Raw genomic sequence first — 20,052 nt, forward strand, 5'->3', positions numbered from 1 at the left:
CTTGCAGACGCAGCAAACCTACCGCTCAAACAACTCCATCTGCTCAAACCCACCACGCAAATCCTCCAGCCTCACCCCAACCCCAAGCAACCGCACCGGTTTGCCGCCACGATTGAACGCCTGCGTCAGCATCAACTGATAACTGCCCAGATCGCGCCCTGCCCCGGCCTGCTCCAATGTGGTCTGGGTGAAATCATGAAACTTCACTTTGACGAACGGCTTGCCCGGCCGATAGCTGCTGTCGATCCGCGCCATGCGGGTTTTCAGGGTGTCCAGCAACTCGGGCAGCTTGTCGAGACAGCTGCGCAAGTCTGGCAGATCAGCATCGTAGGTATTTTCCACGCTGATCGACTGTCGCCGACTGTCGTTGTGCACCAGCCGGTCATCAATGCCACGGGCAAGATTCCACAGGCGCTCGCCGAAACTGCCGAATTCACGCACCAGCGCCAATCGCCCCCATTCACGCAGATGCGCGCAATCGACGATGCCAAGCTTGCCCAGCTTGTCCGCGGTGACCTTGCCGACCCCGTGCAGCTTGCTCACCGGCAAGCCACTGACAAAGTCTTCAACCTGATCTGGCGTGATCACGAAAAGGCCGTTGGGCTTTTTCCAATCACTGGCGATCTTTGCCAGAAACTTGTTCGGCGCCACGCCTGCGGACACGGTGATATGCAATTGATTGGAGACACGCCGGCGAATGTCCTGCGCGATGCGCGTGGCGCTGCCGCCGAAATGCGCGCTGTCCGAGACATCGAGATAGGCCTCGTCCAGCGATAGCGGCTCGATCAGGTCGGTATAATCGGCAAAAATCGTGTGGATTTCCCGGGACGCCTCGCGGTACGCGTCCATGCGCGGCTTGACGATGGTCAAATCCGGGCAGAGCTTCAAAGCGTGCCCCGAAGCCATCGCCGAGCGCACACCGTAGGCACGCGCCTCATAATTGCAGGTGGCAATCACCCCGCGCCGATCGGCTGAACCACCCACTGCCAACGGTTTGCCGGCCAGACGCGGGTCATCGCGCATCTCGATGGCGGCATAAAAGCAGTCGCAGTCAATGTGGATGATTTTTCGCTGAGTCATGTCGGAAAAGGGAACGTGGCGAGCCAGGCGGGCAGTATCTCACTGACACCTGTATATAGCACCAGTGGTGTTGAATGTTCCTGACCGGCTGTAGGAAACGACCTCTGAATTTATTTTCTCAATCAAACAAAGGCCTCCAATAGAGCCGCAAGCCTTGCTGCACCTGCCCTGCGAGCCGAAAACCGCTCACTGAAAAACGCTAACCAATTGAACCTGAACAGATTTATTCCAATCTGCGGTTGACACACCAGCAAAGCTCTGTAGAATGCCGCCACACAGACGCGGGATGGAGCAGTCTGGTAGCTCGTCGGGCTCATAACCCGAAGGTCGTCGGTTCAAATCCGGCTCCCGCAACCAAACATCAAAAAAGGCTACTCGAAAGAGTGGCCTTTTTTGTGCGTGTCTGTTTTGCAAACAGGCGCCGCTGCTCCCGCCATAGCGAAACGGTAAGTCGTTGCATTTCCGAAACTTACGAATCACCTGCGACCGTTTGACGCGATTTCGCACTTATTTGATCCTTTACGGGATTAGCGGTTGACACCTCGCCGTTCGCCTGTAGAATGCCGCCACACAGACGCGGGATGGAGCAGTCTGGTAGCTCGTCGGGCTCATAACCCGAAGGTCGTCGGTTCAAATCCGGCTCCCGCAACCAAACATCAAAAAAGGCTACTCGAAAGAGTGGCCTTTTTTGTATCTGTGGAAAAAGTCCTTTCGCAACAATGAGCTGTCATCGTGCAGTGAATCGTCCAGGATCTCGGGCCCGCCAAGTTGCGACTATGCTTCAGGTCGCGGACAAGACGCCTGCAATCCAAGACTGCCCTCGCCGACACCCGGTGAGAGGCGTAATATTTTGTGATTATTTTTTTCTACAGGGATTGGTAACTTGGCTGGATACCTCCATCCTGTCGCGCACAATCCAAGAGGTGATTGATGCGCGCCAACTCGTCTGATCCACAAGACACCGTCACAGCAGAACAACCGATCAAACCCGAGCGTTTGCGCTGGCTGGATCGGTTAAGCAAATACCGCCAGCCGATCGGTCTGGCCGTGACGTTGCTGCTGTTTGCCATTGCGCTGATTGCCTGCCGTCATCTGCTCGCCGAGCTTGATCTGGACGCGTTGCATGACTCGATTCTCGACGTGCCGAAACCCGCCCTGCTCGGCGCGCTCGCGGCGACCGTGGTCGGCTTCATCATTCTCCTCGGGTATGAGTGGTCGGCCAGCCGCTATGCTGGCGTGACGCTGCCACCGCGCATGCTCGCCCTCGGCGGCTTCACCGCATTTGCGATCGGCAATGCGATTGGCCTGTCGCTGCTGTCGGGCGGCTCGGTTCGCTATCGTTTATATGCACGGTTGGGCGTCGGTGCGTCGGAAGTCGCGCACATGACCTTGTTCGCCAGTCTTTCGCTGGGCTGCGCCTTGCCGCCTCTGGCAGCGCTGGCCACCTTGAGCAACCTGTCCGCCGCTTCGCAAGCACTAGGACTGTCCGAGGTGTTGCTGGGCTGCGTCGCCGCCGCCGTGCTGATGCTCAGTGCCGTATTGGCGATCGGCATCTATCGCCGTCGTCTGCCGGAACAACCCTACCCCGACAATCTGTTGGTCAAGGCCGGGCGCCGCACCCTGCGCCTGCCCGGTCGGCGCCTGACCCTCTTGCAACTGGTGATCACCGCTCTCGATGTCGCTGCCGCCGCGACCGTTCTCTATTTATTGCTACCGGAGGCGCCGCCCTTCGCGCCGTTTCTGCTGGTGTATCTGCTGGCGCTGGCCGCCGGTGTACTCAGTCATGTGCCGGGTGGTGTCGGCGTGTTCGAGGCGATTCTGCTCGCCGCGTTTGCCGATAAGCTCGGCGCCGCGCCGCTGGCCGCTGCCCTGCTGCTGTATCGCCTGATCTATGTGGTGCTGCCGCTGCTGGTCGCTTGCGTACTGCTACTGATCAACGAAGGCCAGCGTCTGTTTCAATCCCAGACCATGCGCGCGGCGTCCGGTCTGGCCGCGCCGGTTCTGGCGGTGCTGGTGTTCCTGTCTGGTGTGGTGCTGTTGTTTTCCGGCGCCACCCCGGAGATCGACACGCGCCTGGAGCACATCGGCTTTCTGATTCCGCATCGTCTGGTCGACGCCTCGCACTTCGGCGCGAGCCTGATTGGCGTGTTGTGCCTGCTGCTCGCGCAAGGCCTGCGCCGGCGCCTGTCGGCTGCGTGGATGCTGACCACCATTCTGTTGCTGGTCGGCGCCCTGCTCTCGCTGCTCAAGGGCTTCGACTGGGAAGAAGCCACGCTGATGACCCTGACGGCGGCACTGCTAGGCGTCTTCCGTCGCTCGTTCTATCGCCCGAGCCGCCTGACCGAGCTGCCGTTCTCGCCGCTGTATCTGGTCGCCAGTCTCTGCGTGCTGGGCGCTTCGGCCTGGTTGCTGCTGTTCGCCTATCAGGACGTGCCCTACAGCCATCAATTGTGGTGGCAGTTCACCCTCGACGCTGACGCACCGCGTGGCCTGCGCTCGTTGCTCGGCGCGGCGGTGTTGCTGGTAATAATCTCGCTGACCTGGCTGTTGCGTACCGCACGCCCGGTGATTCATCTGCCGACACCGGACGAACTCGATCGCGCGGTGAAGATCCTCATGGCCTCGTCGCAACCCGACGGCGGCCTCGCGCTGACCGGTGACAAGGCGCTGCTGTTTCACCCCAACGACGAGGCGTTCCTGATGTATGCCCGTCGTGGCCGCAGTCTGGTGGCCCTGTACGACCCGATCGGCCCGAGCCAGCAACGTGCGGAAATGATCTGGCAGTTCCGCGACCTCTGCGACATCTACCACACTCGTCCGGTGTTCTATCAAGTGCGTGCGGAGAGCCTGCCGTACTACATGGACATCGGCTTGACCGCGATCAAGCTTGGCGAAGAAGCCCGGGTCGATCTGCAGCGCTTCGATCTTGAAGCCAAAGGCAAGGAGATGAAGGATCTGCGCTACACCTGGAACCGCGGCACCCGCGATGGTCTGTCGCTGGAAATCCATGAGCCGGGTCAGGCGCCGATCGACGAGCTGAAAGTGATTTCCGATGCCTGGCTGACCGGCAAGAATGTGCGCGAGAAAGGCTTCTCCCTCGGCCGTTTCAGCGACGATTACCTGAAGCATTTCCGCATTGCGGTGATTCGCTTCGAAGGCCGTCCAGTGGCGTTCGCCAACTTGCTTGAGACCTACAGCCACGATCTGGCCAGTCTCGACCTGATGCGCGCGCACCCGGACGCGCCGAAGCTGACCATGGAATTCATGATGGTCGGCTTGATTCAACATTATAAGAGTCACGGATACGCGCGCTTCAGCCTGGGCATGGTGCCGTTGTCGGGGTTGCAACCCCGGCGTGGCGCACCGCTGACCCAGCGCTTGGGCTCGATGGTTTTCCGCCGTGGTGAGCAGCTGTACAACTTCCAAGGCTTGCGCCGCTTCAAAGACAAGTTCCAGCCTGATTGGGAACCCCGTTATATGGCCGTGCCCGCCGGACTCGATCCGTTGGTGGCGCTGGCCGACACTGCTGCCCTGATCGCGGGCGGCTTGACTGGATTGGTGAAACGCTGATGATTCAACGCTCCCTGAAGTACATCCTGGCCGCACTGATCGTGCTGGCCGTGATTGCCGGTGGCGGTTTCTGGTACCTCAAACGCCCGGCACCGGAACCGACCGTCGAACAACTCAAACCGGCCGACGGCGCGGCGATGACCCGCATCATCCCCGGCACTCAGCCCAAGGCGCAGGTGCTGATCGCCGTCAATGACGAGCAGAAGCTCAGTGAAAAACAACTGACCACCCTGAGCCGCAGCGCGTCGGCGCAGATCGTTCAGGTGATTCTGCCCAAGGACTGCCTGCTGCAAAGCCGCGCCCTGCAATCGGGCCTGCGTGAACTGAACGGCCCGGCCACGCTGGTCAGCGGCATCGGCCCGGGTGCCGTATTGGCCTGGCGCTGGCTGGCCGAGCAGAAAAACGACAAGGCTCAAGCCGTCTCCGTCGACCTCGCACTGGAAAAACCCGGCTGCACCCACCTGCTGCCGAAATCCGCCGCCCACGGCCACTGGCTGGTGGCGTGGAATGACAACCCGGATGACGCCAGCGCAGGTTTCGTGCGCGATCAACCGAACGCCGAAACCAGCATCAGCGACTACGACATCAACCTGCCGCAAGTGCTGAATAACGAACTGCGCAAAATCCTCGTCGGCGGCGACAAGGCCAACGGCGGCCTGGCGATCCCGGTGGTTGAAGTCCCGGCCGGTCAGGCTAACGACACCGTGACCCTGTTCCTTTCCGGCGACGGCGGCTGGCGCGACCTCGACCGCGATGTGGCCGGCGAAATGGCCAAGATCGGCTACCCGGTGGTCGGCATCGACACCCTGCGTTACTACTGGCAGCACAAGAGCCCGGAGCAAAGCGCGCTGGACCTCACCGAACTGATGCAGCACTACCGGCAGAAATGGGGCACCAAGCGCTTCATCCTCACCGGTTATTCGTTCGGCGCTGACGTCCTGCCGGCGATCTACAACCGCCTGCCGGAGAACGAACAACAGCGTGTCGACGCGATCATCCTGCTCGCCTTCGCCCGCACCGGCAGCTTTGAAATTGAAGTTGAAGGCTGGCTCGGCAACGCCGGCAAAGAAGCCGCCACCGGCCCGGAAATGGCCAAATTGCCAGCGGCCAAGGTTGTGTGCATCTATGGCGAGGAGGAAACCGATGAGAGCGGCTGCACCGACAAAACTGCAGTCGGCGAGGCAGTGAAACTGCCTGGCGGCCATCACTTCGACGAGAACTACCCGGCGCTGGCCAAGCGCTTGGTGGAACTGATTCAGAAGCGTCAGAGCAAGGATTCGGTGGCTGAAGAGTGATCTGAGCCGCATCCACAAAAGGCCCCCACAACTTCGCAGTTACGGGGGCTTTTTACATTCCAGCCGCCACCAAAATCCCTGTGGGAGCGAGCTTGCTCGCGAAGCGGTGGGTCAGTTTACAGATTCGTCGACTGACACTACGTCTTCGCGCTCCCACAGGGTATTGTGCCGGACTCAGACAACTCGTCAGTCCCGCCGGCCAAGCTGAACATCTATCCACGTGACATCATCGTCGCCAACGCTAAAGTCGCTATCCGGCGCCGCCAACAAACTGCTTTGCTGGACTTGCGTCAAGTCCGCCCAAAAGCCATCAGTGACAAATACCAAGCGCTCAACAGCCTCCAGTTCACACCAAACAAAGTCAGGGTTCGGAACCCGATTGATCTTCAAGCATCGCGTTACTGAATTTCGAGCTGGATCTTGCGCCAACTCACAGTGCGAACGGTCGCGCCGCCAATTGGCCTTGTAGTGAGGAGGCGTAATCCACTCGATGGCTCCCAACAGCGTCACAATCCCGCATGAACAGTCACCTTCGTATGCAACGGTGAGTCGGCCATGAGCGACCAAGCCAATCAGGTAACAGATGGCTCCCGTCTGATCAGCAGGCAACGACGCATGAAAATCCGACAGTATTGAACCCAATAGACGCTCGATAGCTCCGGGTTCTGCAGGATAGCCCCCCTGCTCCAACTGTGTGGAATGAGCCGCCAACATGCCGCTTACGAAGCATTCAGCCAGCTGTCCACTGCCGCGCCTTGAAGTGCCATCCGCGACAACAAAAAAACCACGGTCACCCTCACAGGTAGCTCCGGCATAGTCATTATTTGCTCTGCTGGCTTGCCCAGTGATTGATCGGGAGAGGTATCTCATGCGCTGGCCAGCGCTTTCATACGCCTGTGAATAATCTGCCCTCTGCCTGGATTCGCCTGCACCGAGCCTGAACTTTCGATCACGTAGCCAACCCCATCGAGCGCCATCAGCTTCTGGACTCCCTCTGTAATGAATGCCTTGAGGTCCTTGTCAGCCTGGACCACCTCCTCCAACAGCTCAGGCCGACCATCGATCAAGATGATCATATCCTCGACATCCTTGTGATAAGGATCGCCATTTCCCCGACCGGCGAAAGCTTCCAGTTTCGTCGCGAGAAAATACGCGGGCTGGAATATCTGGATGGCAGTGCCGCTGGGCAGGGTGAATTTATCCGCCCTCGCCAGCCCCTCGACGAACCAGCGGTTGGCATAGCCGAGCACTGCAGGGTCGGAAGGCATGACATCCACGACAACGTCATTGAAGCGAAAACGACAATTCACCTCGTCCTCACCCGTGATCTTGAATCCCTTGGCCGCCAGCCGTTCGGTGAGTTGGTTCCAGGCGCTGATACCGGCCAACTCGATCACTAGATCAACGTCATCAGTGAAACGAATGTCGTCCAGCACGGCTGTATCTGTAACCAGCATGGCGGTTGTGCAACCGCCAACAAAAGCAACTTCGGCGAGAAACGCCTCGCCCAAGCCTCCAGCCACGAACTCAATGAGTTCGTAGTTGTGATCTGCGTTTGACGACATGTTATTTCAGCCCCATCCCTGCCTTCAGAATACTGATTGCCACACCACACTCACGCGGACCACCCAGACGGATTGCATCAGCGAGCGCCAGATAGTGGTAAAGAATCCGGTCTTTTTTCACCGCTTCCGGCACTGTTTTGTAAAGCGGCTCGATCGCTTGGCCTCGCTCGGTTCCCTGCGCATCCGGCCAGACCGGAATCAAACCACCCGCACTCTTGATGCTTTTGGACAGCGCAGGCGCTGCAAAACCTGTGGGTATGCCACGAACCATCGCGCCAGGCTTGACCGGGAAGAAGTACTTCAGCGCGTGCTCGGTAATTTTCAGCAGTTCCCGGCGGTGCACTTTGGCAAGCCCGGTGTCGTAATCATGAATGAGCAATCCAGATTCCCGGCACCGGGCGAGAGCATTTGAGACTTCGCTTTTGCTCAGTCCGAGAGAGGCAGACAGCGCACGTAAGGAGTACCGATCACTCCAACTTGTCAGCGGTGGATCAGATGCCGGTTCCGCCCATCCCTCCCAACCTGGCCCATCAGCGAAAGGCGAGTCGAATTCGCGGCGCTGGAAGAGAGTGTCTTCCCCATCAGTGGAATAGGTGACCAATGGCTTCCCCACACTTTGCCCTGCGGTCATTCGGCTGACGACATAAGGCCTGAGCAGCTCTTCGACCCTGTCCGAATTCGATTCGGCCTCCATCTCCCCCATGAGGTTCTCTTCCTGAGCGTGGAGACTGGCCATTTTGAACAACAGTAAAATGTCTTGACTCTTCATTTAGATCAAAACCTCAAGTGTCCACATTCCATAAAACGTGGACACTTGTCTCACTACCGAGGCCGGGTCGTCAAGCCCTTGGGTAAATCACTAATCGCTGCATACCTTGCCCGCATATCGTCATGGCTGTGTTCGTGTCAGACGTTTAGTATCGTTTACTTCCAGTTTCGCAATATCAGATGACGCCCACAGACCTTGTAGGCAAACTCCGAAACTCGTGTTCAGGCGCTTTGCCGCTCTATTGCGCTGTTTTTCGACGGGATACTCTCCGGACGTCGCTGACCCATTCAGCGATCGGGTGTGGTAACCCGGAGAAACCATCGCAACAGCGCGCTCCTCAAGTTATGGCGGCTGTGCGTGGGACGCTTTCGGGCGTGCCGGTTTCCTTGGTTCCCGGTTTACCACCCTGCGTACAGTTGCCTCCCTTTCGCGTGGTAACGAAAGTCGCGGCACTTCGAACCAAGGAGTAACACGATGACCGAAACTGATCTGCACGGACTTGCAAACGCTAAAACCATCGGCTTCACCCCTTTCCTCTACAACTCGGATCGAGCGTTCTTCAACGTCCGCGCCGGCATCCCGATCATCGATGCCTTGTCCCAATCCTCCGACCTGCTGTCCCTCGCCAAATCCTTCGCCGAGGACGCTGCCTTCATCAGAGACACCGACCGCCATGCCTGGGCGGCGCATCATCTGACGGTGATGGGCAAAGCCTTGATTGATGATGTGATTCAAGCGCTGATGCCGCGACCTGCTCGCACAAAGACCGAATCTGAAGAAGAATTGCCTGAAAGCCACTAACACCACAGAACCCTTGTGGGAGCGAGCTTGCTCGCGAATGCGGAGGGTCAGTTAACAGATTGTCGACTGACACTACGCCTTCGCGAGCAAGCTCGCTCCCACAGGGGATTTGCGTGGGTTCGAGGTTTATGTGCGGGCACAAAAAAGCCCCCGCCAGCCTTGAAGCTGACGGGGGCTTTTCAGTTGAAGCGAGGCTTACATTTCCACCTGCGTCCCCAACTCGATCACTCGGTTCAACGGCAGATTGAAGAACCGCAAATTGCCATTGGCATTCTTCAACATGAACGCAAACAGCGCCTCTCGCCAACGCGCCATCCCCTCAAGTTTCGAGGCAATCACCGTTTCCCGGCTGAGGAAATAGGTCGTGCGCATCGGGCTGAAGTCCAGATCATCCAGATGGCACAGCTTCAACGCCTGTGGCACGTCCGGCTCGTCGGTGAAGCCGAAGTGGAGGATCACCCGGAAGAAACCCTCTCCGTGCGCTTCGACCTCGAAGCGCCGCGATGGCGGCACACGCGGGATGTCTTCGTAGACCACGGTCAGCAACACGACCTGTTCGTGCAGCACCTGGTTATGCAGCAGGTTGTGCAACAGCGCATGCGGCACGGCGTCGGAGCGGGCGGTGAGGAACACCGCTGTGCCCTGTACGCGATGCGGCGGTTGTACGCGGATGCTGCTGATGAAGATTGGCAGCGGCAACGCGCCTTCGTCGAGGCGATCGACCAGCAGTTGTTTGCCGCGCTTCCAGGTGGTCATCAGCACGAACAGGGCGATACCGGCGATTACCGGGAAGGCGCCGCCCTGAATGATCTTCGGCACGTTGGCGGCGAAGTACAGACCATCGACCAGTAGAAAGCCCAGCAGTACCGGGACCGCGAGGATCGGTGGCCATTTCCACAGCAGCAACATGACGGCGGAGACGAGGATGGTGGTCATCAGCATGGTGCCAGTCACTGCCACGCCGTAGGCAGAGGCCAGTGCACCGGAGGATTCGAAGCCGATCACCAGCAGGACCACGCCGACCATCAGCGCCCAGTTTACCGCGCCGATGTAGATCTGGCCCTGCTCGTCGCTGGAGGTGTGCTGGATGTACATGCGTGGGATGTAGCCGAGCTGAATCGCTTGGCGGGTCAGGGAGAACGCGCCGGAAATCACCGCTTGCGAGGCTATCACTGTGGCCAGGGTTGACAGGCCGACCAGCGGAATCAGTGCCCAGCTCGGTGCCAGCAGATAGAACGGGTTACGCGCCGCGTCGGGGTTGTCGAGCAGCAAGGCGCCCTGGCCGAAATAGTTCAGCACCAGCGCCGGCAGTACCAGCAGAAACCAGGCGCGGGCGATCGGCTTGCGGCCGAAGTGGCCCATGTCGGCGTACAGCGCTTCGGCACCGGTCAGCGCCAGCACTACCGCGCCAAGGATCGCCACGCCCATGCCGGTGTGCACCATGAAAAACCGCACCGCCCACGCCGGATTCAGCGCGTGCAGCACTTCCGGCGTGTGGCTGATGCCGTACACGCCGAGTGCGCCGAGCACCAGAAACCAGGTGACCATGATCGGCCCGAACAGAATGCCGATGCGTGCGGTACCGTGGCGCTGGATCAGGAACAAGGCAACCAGCACGACCAACGACAGCGGCACGACCCAGTGATCGATGCCATCGAACGCCAGCCCCAGACCTTCAATTGCCGACAGTACCGAGATCGCCGGGGTGATCATGCTGTCGCCATAAAACAACGCCGCACCGATCAGGCCGCAGACCACCAGCAATGAGCGCAACTTGCGCCGATGCCCCGCCGCTCGCCGTGCCAGCGCCGTGAGGGCCATGATCCCGCCTTCGCCCTGGTTGTCGGCGCGCAGCACGAACATCATGTATTTGATCGACACGACCCAGATCAGCGACCAGAAGATCAACGACAGAATGCCGAGCACGCCGTCGTGATTGACCGGCACGCCGTAACCGCCGGAAAACACTTCCTTGAGGGTGTACAACGGGCTCGTGCCGATGTCGCCGTAAACTACCCCGACCGCCGCGACCAGCATGCTCAGCGGCCTGGAAGCCGAACCCTCGGCGCCTGTCGCATGACTACTTGCCTGACCCATCCAACACTCCTGATCTCAATACCGGCTTCTTCGAATGAAGCACTATGCTTTGTGGTGCAGCATGCGCTGTTTTACCTGTTGTTACAGACGTTTTGTTGACTGCAAGAAATCGGTAAAGCTCAACGGCGCGAAGCATAGCGCAGCACTCGTCGTATTTCCCTGCATAAAGCTGGTCAAGTGCGCTGCCCGCCGCTAGAATTGCGCACTTTTTGATCAGAGGCGTGCCCTAAGCGCCCATCCGTCGGCTGCCGCGCGTGGCAAGCGACGTCACAAAACACCGAGGTTAGACATGTCCACCACTCCTGCGCCGGCCAATCCAAAGGTTGGCTTTGTATCTCTGGGTTGCCCGAAAGCACTGGTCGACTCCGAGCGCATCCTGACCCAGCTGCGCATGGAAGGCTATGACGTGGTGTCCACTTACCAGGACGCCGACGTGGTGGTGGTCAACACCTGCGGTTTCATCGACTCGGCCAAGGCGGAGTCGCTGGAAGTGATCGGTGAAGCGATCAAGGAAAACGGCAAGGTGATCGTCACCGGTTGCATGGGCGTGGAAGAAGGCAACATCCGCGACGTACACCCGAGCGTGCTCGCCGTGACCGGTCCGCAGCAGTACGAGCAAGTGGTCAACGCCGTGCACGAAGTCGTGCCGCCGCGCCAGGATCACAACCCGCTGATCGATCTGGTGCCGCCGCAAGGCATCAAGCTGACCCCGCGTCACTACGCGTACCTGAAGATTTCCGAAGGCTGCAACCACAGCTGCTCGTTCTGCATCATCCCGTCGATGCGCGGCAAACTGGTCAGCCGCCCGGTTGGTGACGTGCTCGACGAAGCCCAGCGCCTGGTCAAGTCCGGCGTCAAAGAGCTGCTGGTGATCTCGCAGGACACCAGCGCCTACGGCGTCGACGTCAAATACCGCACCGGTTTCTGGAACGGCGCGCCGGTGAAAACCCGCATGACCGAACTCTGCGAAGCGCTGAGCACCCTCGGCGTCTGGGTCCGTCTGCACTACGTTTACCCGTACCCGCACGTCGACGAGCTGATCCCGTTGATGGCCGCCGGCAAGATCCTGCCGTACCTCGACATCCCGTTCCAGCACGCCAGCCCGAAAGTGCTCAAGTCGATGAAACGCCCGGCCTTCGAAGACAAGACCCTGGCGCGGATCAAGAACTGGCGCGAGATCTGCCCGGACCTGATCATCCGTTCGACCTTCATCGTCGGCTTCCCGGGCGAAACTGAAGAAGACTTCCAGTACCTGCTGAACTGGCTGACCGAAGCCCAGCTCGACCGCGTCGGCTGCTTCCAGTACTCGCCGGTGGACGGCGCACCGGCCAACGATCTGGACCTGGAAGTCGTGCCGGACGACGTCAAGCAGGACCGTTGGGAGCGTTTCATGGCGCACCAGCAAGCGATCAGCTCCGCACGCCTGCAAATGCGCATCGGTCGGGAAATCGAAGTGCTGGTGGATGAAGTCGACGAGCAAGGCGCGGTTGGCCGTTGCTTCTTCGATGCACCGGAAATTGACGGTAACGTGTTTATCGACAATGGCAGCAACCTGAAGCCGGGCGACAAGGTCTGGTGCAAAGTGACGGATGCTGACGAATACGATTTGTGGGCTGAGCAGATCTGATCTGAACGTCAAAAGCCCCTCAACCTAACCCTCTCCCAGAGGGAGAGGGGACTGATCTATGTGTTCTTGCGAGCTGCACCGACCTGAACCATCCGGTCGAACTCAGGTTTTGAACAGCATGGAGATCCGCTCCCTTCCCCCTCGCCCCCTCTGGGGGAGAGGGTTGGGGTGAGGGGGAAGCTGTTGCTGGCGACACTGACAGCCAGCCGGGCACCGCAGCAATACAAAAAGCCCCGCTCTTTTTTCAGGATGCGGGGCTTTTTTGCGGCTATCGTTTAGCGGGGGACGGACTCCCTTGAACGTACAAGAGGCTCACGCACATGCGTCACCATTCGGTCATCCACACGCCGAAACTCAGCGATTATCAGGAACTGACCCGGGTCTGGGAGGCCTCGGTCCGTGCGACCCATTATTTTCTGCCAGACAGTTACATCGAGCTGCTGCGCAACCTGGTGCTCACCCGTTATCTGGATGCGGTCATGCTGATCTGCACCAAAGACGCCCAGCAGCGCATCACCGGGTTTGCCGGCGTGGCGGCGGGCAAGATCGAGATGCTGTTCATCGATCCCGATTATCGCGGTCAGGGCCTGGGCAAGAAACTGCTGAATTACGCCATGCAGCATTTGAACGCCGATGAACTCGACGTCAACGAACAGAATCCGCAGGCCCTGCGGTTCTATGAGAAACAGGGTTTCGAAGTGATTGGCCGTTCGGCGGTCGATGGCATGGGCCAGCCGTATCCGCTGCTGCACATGCGCTTGCGACAGAACCAGCAGCGCTCCAGCAACGGCTGACACACCCTAAAACCCATGTAGGCGTGAGCCTGCTCGCGATAGCGCCAGACCAGCCGACATCAATATTGAATGTCAGAAAGCAATCGCGAGCAGGCTCACTCCTACAAAAAAACACACACCGAAATGGAACCGGGCTTAACCGGCGCCACACAGGTACAATGCTCACCCCTTTTTTGTTACGGCCCTGTCATGACTGACCCGATTCGCCTCTCCAAACGCCTCATCGAACTGGTCGGTTGCTCCCGCCGGGAGGCCGAGCTGTTCATCGAGGGCGGCTGGGTCACCGTGGACGGCGAAGTCATCGATGAGCCGCAATTCAAGGTCGGCGAGCAAAAGGTCGAGCTCGACAAGGACGCCAGGGCCACCGCGCCGGAGCCGGTGACGATTCTGCTCAACGCGCCGGCGGGCATGGACGTCGAAACCGCCATGCAGTCGCTCAGCGCCGAAAACCTCAGCGAAGAACACCGCTACAGCAAGCGCCCGTTGCGCGGACACTTCCTGCGCCTGACCGCCAGCGCCGATCTGCAGCCCAGGGCCAGTGGCCTGCTGGTGTTCACCCAGGACTGGAAAATCCTGCGCAAGCTCACCGCCGACGCGGCGAAGATCGAGCAGGAATACGTGGTCGAAGTCGAAGGTGAGATGGTCGCCCACGGCCTCAATCGTTTGCAGCACGGCCTCACCCACAAGGGCAAGGAACTGCCGCCGGTCAAGGCCAGCTGGCAGAACGAAAACCGCCTGCGCTTCGCCATGAAAAACCCGCAACCGGGGATCATCGCGCAGTTCTGCGAAGCGGTCGGCCTGAAGGTCGTCGGCATCCGTCGCATCCGCATCGGCGGCGTGTCGATCGGCAAGGTCCCGGTCGGCCAATGGCGCTACCTGTCCGGCAAAGAGAAGTTCTGACGCTTCCCCCGCCGCCACACATTTCGGCAGCGCCCGTGAGCACTGCCCACCACGCATCAGGAATACCGACATGGTTCACAACGACGTACTGCGCAGCGTGCGCTACATGCTCGACATCAGCGACAAGAAAGTCGTAGAGATCATCAAACTCGGCGGCCTGGAAGTCACTCTCGCCGATGTAATCACCTGGCTCGACAAGAAAGAAGAAGACGAGGAAGGTTTCGTGCGCTGCCCGGACGAAGTCATCGCGCACTTCCTCGACGGCCTGGTGATCTTCAAGCGCGGCAAGGACGAAAGCCGTCCGCCGCAGCCAATCGAAGTGCCAGTGACCAACAACATCATCCTGAAAAAACTGCGCGTGGCCTTCGAGCTGAAAGAAGACGACATGCACGCAATCCTCAAGGCCGCCGACTTTCCGGTGTCCAAGCCTGAGCTGAGCGCGCTGTTCCGCAAGGTCGGCCACACCAACTACCGCCCCTGCGGCGACCAGTTGCTGCGCAATTTCCTCAAAGGGCTCACGCTGCGCGTGAGAGCTTAAAAGCAGCCTCAAGCTGCAAGCTACAAGCTACAAGCTGCAAGTAGCCACACCGCGTTAACTTGTAGCTTGCAGCTTGCCACTCGAAGCTGGCCGCATGGCCCCTCATTCCCTGCGAAAATAGTGGCTCCGCTTTGCGCGCCTGGCGACTAGGGTGTACTCAACCCTAATTTTCAGGACTCGCCATGCACCCTTACTTTTCCCTGCAAGGCCGCACCGCTCTGGTGACCGGCGGCACCCGTGGTATCGGCAAAATGATCGCCAAAGCCTTTGTCGAGGCTGGCGCCCGTGTATATGTCTGCTCGCGCGACGCTGAAGCCTGCCATCAAACCGCTGAAGAACTTAGCGCCTTGGGCATCTGCTACGGCCTGGCGGCGAATCTGGCGACCGAGGAAGGTGTGCAGGAACTGGCTGCGCGCCTGGGCGAGCAGATCACCCATCTGGATATTCTGGTGAACAACGCCGGCACGACCTGGGGCGCGCCGCTGGAAAGTTACCCGGTCAAGGGCTGGGAGAAGGTCATGCAACTCAACGTGACGTCGGTATTCAGTTGCATCCAGCAATTTCTGCCTTTGCTGCGCAAGGCCGGCTCGGCGGCGAATCCGGCACGGATAATCAATATCGGTTCGGTGGCGGGGATTTCTTCGTTTGGCGAGCAGGCCTATGCCTATGGGCCGAGTAAAGCCGCCCTGCATCAATTGTCGCGGATTCTTGCGCGGGAGCTGGTAAGCCAGCACATCAACGTCAACGTGATCGCGCCGGGGCGGTTTCCGAGCAAGATGACCCAGCATATTGGCAACGATGAACAGGCGCTGGCCGAGGACACCGCCCTGATTCCGATGAAGCGCTGGGGGCGCGAGGAAGAGATGGCGGCGCTGGCGATCAGCCTGGCGAGTACGGCCGGGGCTTACATGACCGGGAATATTATTCCGCTGGACGGAGGGTTCAGCCTCTAACATTGGCGGTGTGACTATCGCTGGCAAGCCAGCTCCCACAGAGTTCTCGGATGTTTGAATAATCCAGGTTTACTCAAAAACCTGTGGGAGCTGGCTTGCCAGCGATGGCGTCCGCCCGGACACCACCAGACTTGAAGCGAGCCGGGTTATCATGCCCACCCTGCCCCGCTTCGAATGCAAACCATGACTTACACCGTCTCCCCCATCGGCTTCGTGCGCTCCTGCTTCAAGGAGAAATTCGCCATCCCCCGCCAGCCACAGCTGGCCCCCGCCGCCCGTGGCGTGCTGGAACTGGTGGCGCCGTTCGATCAAGGTGACGCGGTGCAGGGCCTGGAACAGGTCAGCCACGTCTGGCTGCTGTTTCTGTTTCACCAAGCGCTGGAAGACAAACCGCGGCTGAAAGTCCGTCCGCCACGGCTGGGTGGCAACAAGTCGATGGGCGTGTTCGCCACCCGCGCGACGCATCGACCGAACGGCATTGGCCAATCGGTGGTGAAACTCGACCGGGTCGAAGCCGATCGGCTGTTCATTTCCGGCATTGATCTGCTCGACGGCACCCCGGTGCTCGACATCAAACCGTATGTGCCCTACGCCGATATCATCCCCGGCGCCGCCAACAGCATCGCCAGCGCTGCGCCGCATCTGATTGATGTGCAGTGGAGCGATTCAGCACTGCAACAGGCGCATACCCATGCGCAGCGCCTCGGCGAGCCGTTGGTCGAGCTGATAGAGCAATGCCTGGCGCAGGATCCGCGCCCGGCCTATCAGACCCCGGCGCCGGAACGTGAATATGGCGCGCAATTCTGGGATCTGGACGTGCGCTGGCATTATCCGACGCCTGAGCGGATTTGCGTGCTGGAAGTGATCGCGGCCTCAGCGTAAAACCCGAAAACGAAAAAGCCCGCGTTGCCCTCTCAGGCTGCGCGGGCTTTTTCATTCATTACAAATCACTGTGGGAGCGAGCCTGCTCGCGAAGGCGTCGTGTCAGCCAACGTATAGGTTGCTGACAGACCGCTTCGCGAGCAGGCTCGCTCCCACAGGTATCGCTGTTACTTCTCGACGAACGCTCGTTCGATCAGGTAATCACCCGGCTCGCGCATCCGCGCCGAGATCTTCAGGCCGAAGCTGTCGAGCACTTCGCTGGTCTCGTCGAGCATGCTCGGGCTACCGCAGATCATCGCGCGGTCGTCCTGCGGGTTGATCGGTGGCAGGCCGATATCGCTGAACAGCTTGCCGCTGCGCATCAGGTCAGTCAGACGGCCCTGATTCTCGAACGGTTCGCGGGTCACGGTCGGGTAGTAGATCAGCTTGTCACGCAGCGCTTCGCCGAAGAACTCGTTCTGCGGCAGGTGCTCGGTGATGAATTCGCGGTAGGCGACTTCGTTGACGTAACGCACGCCGTGCACCAGGATCACTTTTTCGAAGCGCTCGTAGGTTTCCGGGTCCTGAATCACGCTCATGAACGGCGCCAGGCCGGTGCCGGTGCTGAGCAGGTACAAGTGCTTGCCCGGGTTCAGGTCATCAAGGACCAGGGTGCCGGTAGGCTTTTTCGAGATGATGATCTCGTCGCCTTCCTTCAGATGCTGCAGCTGGGAGGTCAGCGGACCGTCCTGCACCTTGATGCTGAAGAATTCCAGATGCTCTTCCCAGTTCGGGCTGGCGATCGAGTAAGCGCGCATAAGCGGGCGGCCGTTGGGCTGCTGCAGGCCGATCATCACGAACTGACCGTTCTCGAAGCGCAGACCCGGATCGCGGGTGCACTTGAAGCTGAACAGAGTGTCGTTCCAGTGATGAACACTGAGGACACGCTCGTGGTTCATGTTGCTCATGTACGTTTGACTCCTGGAGATTGGGTCTGCGCAGGCCCACCAAGGCCATAGCGCGCAATTGCATCGCATTCTAATAGCGACGACAATATCTGTTAACTGGATTATTAAGATAAGGGTTATCGGTTATATCGATATGCGATTTACTCTCCGTCAACTGCAAGTCTTCGTCGCCGTCGCCCAGCAGGAAAGCGTATCCCGTGCTGCGGGTCTGCTCAACCTCTCGCAGTCGGCGGCCAGTACGTCGATCACCGAACTCGAGCGTCAGTCCAGTTGCCAGCTGTTCGATCGCGCCGGCAAACGGCTGAGCCTCAACGCCCTGGGCAAACAGCTATTGCCGCAAGCAGTGGCCCTGCTCGATCAGGCCAAGGAAATCGAGGACCTGCTCAACGGCAAATCCGGTTTCGGCTCTTTATCAGTGGGAGCGACGCTGACCATTGGCAACTATCTGGCCACCCTGCTGATCGGCAGCTTCATGCAGCTTCACCCGGAAAGCCAAGTGAAGCTGCACGTGCAGAACACCGCCAATATCGTGCAACAGGTCGCGCACTATGAAATTGATCTGGGTCTGATCGAAGGCGATTGCAGTCACCCGGACATCGAAGTGCAGAGCTGGGTCGAGGATGAGCTGGTGGTGTTCTGCGCGCCGCAGCATCCGCTGGCTCAACGCGGCAGCGCGAGCATGGAGGAGCTGACCCACGAGGCGTGGATTCTGCGTGAACAGGGTTCCGGCACGCGCCTGACCTTCGATCAAGCCATGCGCCACCACCGCAGTGCGCTGAATATCCGTCTGGAGCTGGAGCACACCGAAGCGATCAAACGCGCGGTGGAATCGGGGCTGGGGATCGGCTGCATTTCACGCCTGGCGCTGCGTGATGCGTTCCGTCGCGGCAGCCTGGTGCCGGTTGAGACGCCGGACCTGGATCTGGCCCGGCAGTTTTACTTCATCTGGCACAAGCAGAAATACCAGACCTCGGCCATGCGCGAGTTTCTCGAGCTGTGCCGCGCGTTCACCGCCGGGGTGCAGCGCAGCGACGAGATCGTCCTGCCGACCATCGCTTAAAGCAGAATCACCGCCCATACCAGCGCGATCATGCTCAAGGCCACGAACTGCGCGGCGCTGCCCATGTCCTTGGCGTTTTTCGACAGCGGATGCAGCTCCAGCGAGATGCGGTCGATGGCTGCTTCCACGGCCGAGTTCAACAACTCGACGATCAGCGCCAGCAAGCACACAGCGATCAATACCGCTTGTTCGACCCGGCTGACGTTCAGAAAGAATGTCAGCGGAATCAGCACGACATTGAGCAGCACCAGTTGGCGAAACGCCGCTTCGCCGGTGAACGCCGCGCGCAGGCCATCGAGCGAATAACCGGAGGCGTTGAGGATACGTTTCAGGCCGGTCTGGCCCTTGAAAGGTGACATATGGAAGAGACCAACCAAAAAGGAGTGGGGAAGCTAGATCAACGAAAGTCAAAAAAGCGTGAAACCGCCAGCCATCACTGGCTCGGAATTGACTCAAGTTGTTGCAGCAGTAAAGCCGCTTGCGTGCGTGTGCGCACATTCAATTTGCGAAAGATCGCCGTGACGTGGGCTTTGATGGTCGCTTCCGACACACTCAGCTCATAAGCTATCTGCTTGTTCAGCAAACCTTCGCAGACCATGGTCAACACGCGGAACTGCTGCGGCGTCAGGCTAGCGAGGCCATCGCTGGCGGCTTTGGCTTCGTCGGACACGCTCACTGCTTCGAACGCTTGCGGCGGCCAGAACACATCGCCATCGAGGACTTGGCGCACGGCTTGCTGAATCACGCTCAGATCGCTGGACTTGGGGATAAAGCCGCTGGCGCCGAACTCGCGGGATTTGACCATCACCGAAGCCTCTTCCTGGGCCGAGACCATCACCACTGGAATCTGCGGGTATTGCCCCCGTAGCAGGACCAGACCCGAAAAACCGTAGGCGCCGGGCATGTTCAGGTCCAGCAGGACCAGATCCCAGTCAGCCTTTTCGGTCAGGCGGGTTTCCAGTTCGGCGATGCTCGCCACTTCCACCAGCCGCACATCCGGGCCGAGGCCCAGCGTCACCGCTTGATGCAGGGCACTGCGAAACAGGGGGTGATCATCGGCAATCAGGATGTCGTATGTGGCCATTTTTCAAATGATCCTGTTTTTGATGGCCGGCCGGTGCATTCCGGTCAGACCAAAGCAACTCGAGATGCCGCTCGCAAGCGATATCCCAGG

General features: G+C 59.6%; 18 protein-coding genes and 2 tRNA genes. 12 read left to right on the plus strand and 8 right to left on the minus strand.

The features are described 5' to 3' along the window. Positions 1 to 18: 18 nt before the first annotated feature. Entirely contained in the window at positions 19 to 1,080 is a 1,062-nt protein-coding gene (gene dinB / locus V6F91_RS03800; protein WP_332762444.1) for a DNA polymerase IV, read from the minus strand. Between the two features lie 280 nt (positions 1,081 to 1,360). On the opposite strand from dinB, the gene V6F91_RS03805 reads away from it, so the two are divergent. The 4 genes from V6F91_RS03805 to V6F91_RS03820 all read left to right on the plus strand — a co-directional run bounded on the left by V6F91_RS03805 (position 1,361) and on the right by V6F91_RS03820 (position 5,945). Continuing rightward, positions 1,361 to 1,437 (plus strand) — tRNA-Met (locus V6F91_RS03805). A 218-nt stretch (positions 1,438 to 1,655) separates the two neighbouring features. Next, positions 1,656 to 1,732: transfer RNA gene (locus V6F91_RS03810), tRNA-Met, on the plus strand. A gap of 278 nt (positions 1,733 to 2,010) precedes the next feature. Further along, positions 2,011 to 4,650, plus strand: coding sequence for a bifunctional lysylphosphatidylglycerol flippase/synthetase MprF (gene mprF, locus V6F91_RS03815; protein WP_332762445.1), 2,640 nt, complete (start codon positions 2,011 to 2,013; stop codon positions 4,648 to 4,650). Further along, positions 4,650 to 5,945 (plus strand): virulence factor family protein, encoded by a 1,296-nt coding sequence (locus V6F91_RS03820; RefSeq protein ID WP_332762446.1) that lies wholly within the window; start codon positions 4,650 to 4,652, stop codon positions 5,943 to 5,945. The genes mprF and V6F91_RS03820 overlap by 1 nt, the downstream gene beginning before the upstream one ends. Before the next feature lie 186 nt (positions 5,946 to 6,131). On the opposite strand, the gene V6F91_RS03825 is transcribed toward V6F91_RS03820, so the two are convergent. From V6F91_RS03825 to V6F91_RS03835, 3 genes are read right to left on the minus strand one after another with little or no spacing between them, the layout of a single operon-like run. Further along, positions 6,132 to 6,815, minus strand: a complete 684-nt coding sequence (locus V6F91_RS03825) for a serine/threonine protein phosphatase (protein WP_332762447.1) — start codon at positions 6,813 to 6,815, stop codon at positions 6,132 to 6,134. Further along, positions 6,812 to 7,510, minus strand: a complete 699-nt coding sequence (locus V6F91_RS03830; protein ID WP_123442998.1) for a hypothetical protein — start codon at positions 7,508 to 7,510, stop codon at positions 6,812 to 6,814. Before V6F91_RS03830 ends, V6F91_RS03825 begins: the two co-directional genes overlap by 4 nt. Before the next feature lies 1 nt (position 7,511). Continuing rightward, positions 7,512 to 8,279 carry a MarR family transcriptional regulator gene (locus V6F91_RS03835; protein ID WP_122603260.1) on the minus strand — a complete coding sequence of 256 codons (768 nt, stop codon included), beginning with the start codon at positions 8,277 to 8,279 and terminating at the stop codon, positions 7,512 to 7,514. A gap of 474 nt (positions 8,280 to 8,753) precedes the next feature. Between V6F91_RS03835 and V6F91_RS03840 the strand changes: the two genes are divergently transcribed. Next, positions 8,754 to 9,080, plus strand: a complete 327-nt coding sequence (locus V6F91_RS03840) for a DUF3077 domain-containing protein (protein ID WP_332762453.1) — start codon at positions 8,754 to 8,756, stop codon at positions 9,078 to 9,080. A 195-nt stretch (positions 9,081 to 9,275) separates the two neighbouring features. On the opposite strand, the gene V6F91_RS03845 is transcribed toward V6F91_RS03840, so the two are convergent. Further along, positions 9,276 to 11,117, minus strand: coding sequence for a potassium transporter Kup (locus V6F91_RS03845; RefSeq protein ID WP_423815313.1), 1,842 nt, complete (start codon positions 11,115 to 11,117; stop codon positions 9,276 to 9,278). 349 nt (positions 11,118 to 11,466) lie between these two features. Between V6F91_RS03845 and rimO the strand changes: the two genes are divergently transcribed. From rimO to tsaA, 6 genes are all read left to right on the plus strand, one after another. Next, positions 11,467 to 12,804, plus strand: coding sequence for a 30S ribosomal protein S12 methylthiotransferase RimO (gene rimO / locus V6F91_RS03850; protein ID WP_024011887.1), 1,338 nt, complete (start codon positions 11,467 to 11,469; stop codon positions 12,802 to 12,804). 320 nt (positions 12,805 to 13,124) lie between these two features. Further along, positions 13,125 to 13,598, plus strand: a complete 474-nt coding sequence (locus tag V6F91_RS03855) for a GNAT family N-acetyltransferase (RefSeq protein ID WP_332762457.1) — start codon at positions 13,125 to 13,127, stop codon at positions 13,596 to 13,598. Between the two features lie 189 nt (positions 13,599 to 13,787). Continuing rightward, positions 13,788 to 14,498: an rRNA pseudouridine synthase gene (locus V6F91_RS03860; protein WP_332762459.1), complete on the plus strand. Its 711-nt coding sequence runs from the start codon at positions 13,788 to 13,790 to the stop codon at positions 14,496 to 14,498. Positions 14,499 to 14,568: 70 nt separating this feature from the next. Further along, positions 14,569 to 15,036 (plus strand): DUF1456 family protein, encoded by a 468-nt coding sequence (locus V6F91_RS03865; protein ID WP_332762460.1) that lies wholly within the window; start codon positions 14,569 to 14,571, stop codon positions 15,034 to 15,036. Positions 15,037 to 15,218: 182 nt separating this feature from the next. Further along, entirely contained in the window at positions 15,219 to 15,989 is a 771-nt protein-coding gene (locus V6F91_RS03870) for an SDR family oxidoreductase (protein ID WP_332762461.1), read from the plus strand. A 183-nt stretch (positions 15,990 to 16,172) separates the two neighbouring features. Beyond that, positions 16,173 to 16,871: a tRNA (N6-threonylcarbamoyladenosine(37)-N6)-methyltransferase TrmO gene (gene tsaA / locus V6F91_RS03875; protein ID WP_332762463.1), complete on the plus strand. Its 699-nt coding sequence runs from the start codon at positions 16,173 to 16,175 to the stop codon at positions 16,869 to 16,871. Positions 16,872 to 17,038: 167 nt separating this feature from the next. Here tsaA and fpr read toward each other — a convergent pair whose 3' ends face one another. Then, entirely contained in the window at positions 17,039 to 17,818 is a 780-nt protein-coding gene (fpr, locus tag V6F91_RS03880; protein ID WP_007908723.1) for a ferredoxin-NADP reductase, read from the minus strand. Positions 17,819 to 17,951: 133 nt separating this feature from the next. On the opposite strand from fpr, the gene V6F91_RS03885 reads away from it, so the two are divergent. Beyond that, positions 17,952 to 18,878 (plus strand): LysR family transcriptional regulator, encoded by a 927-nt coding sequence (locus tag V6F91_RS03885; protein ID WP_332762464.1) that lies wholly within the window; start codon positions 17,952 to 17,954, stop codon positions 18,876 to 18,878. Here V6F91_RS03885 and V6F91_RS03890 read toward each other — a convergent pair. Both V6F91_RS03890 and erdR read right to left on the minus strand, forming a co-directional pair. Further along, on the minus strand, positions 18,875 to 19,237 hold the full coding sequence (locus tag V6F91_RS03890) for a diacylglycerol kinase (RefSeq protein ID WP_042607041.1): 363 nt from the start codon (positions 19,235 to 19,237) through the stop codon (positions 18,875 to 18,877). The genes V6F91_RS03885 and V6F91_RS03890 overlap by 4 nt on opposite strands. A 74-nt stretch (positions 19,238 to 19,311) precedes the next feature. Beyond that, a complete protein-coding gene (erdR, locus tag V6F91_RS03895) occupies positions 19,312 to 19,962 on the minus strand; it encodes a response regulator transcription factor ErdR (protein ID WP_332762467.1) in 651 nt (216 codons plus the stop codon). Positions 19,963 to 20,052 lie beyond the last annotated feature (90 nt).

The organism is Pseudomonas koreensis (assembly GCF_036668835.1).
Lineage (GTDB): Bacteria > Pseudomonadota > Gammaproteobacteria > Pseudomonadales > Pseudomonadaceae > Aquipseudomonas > Aquipseudomonas koreensis_I.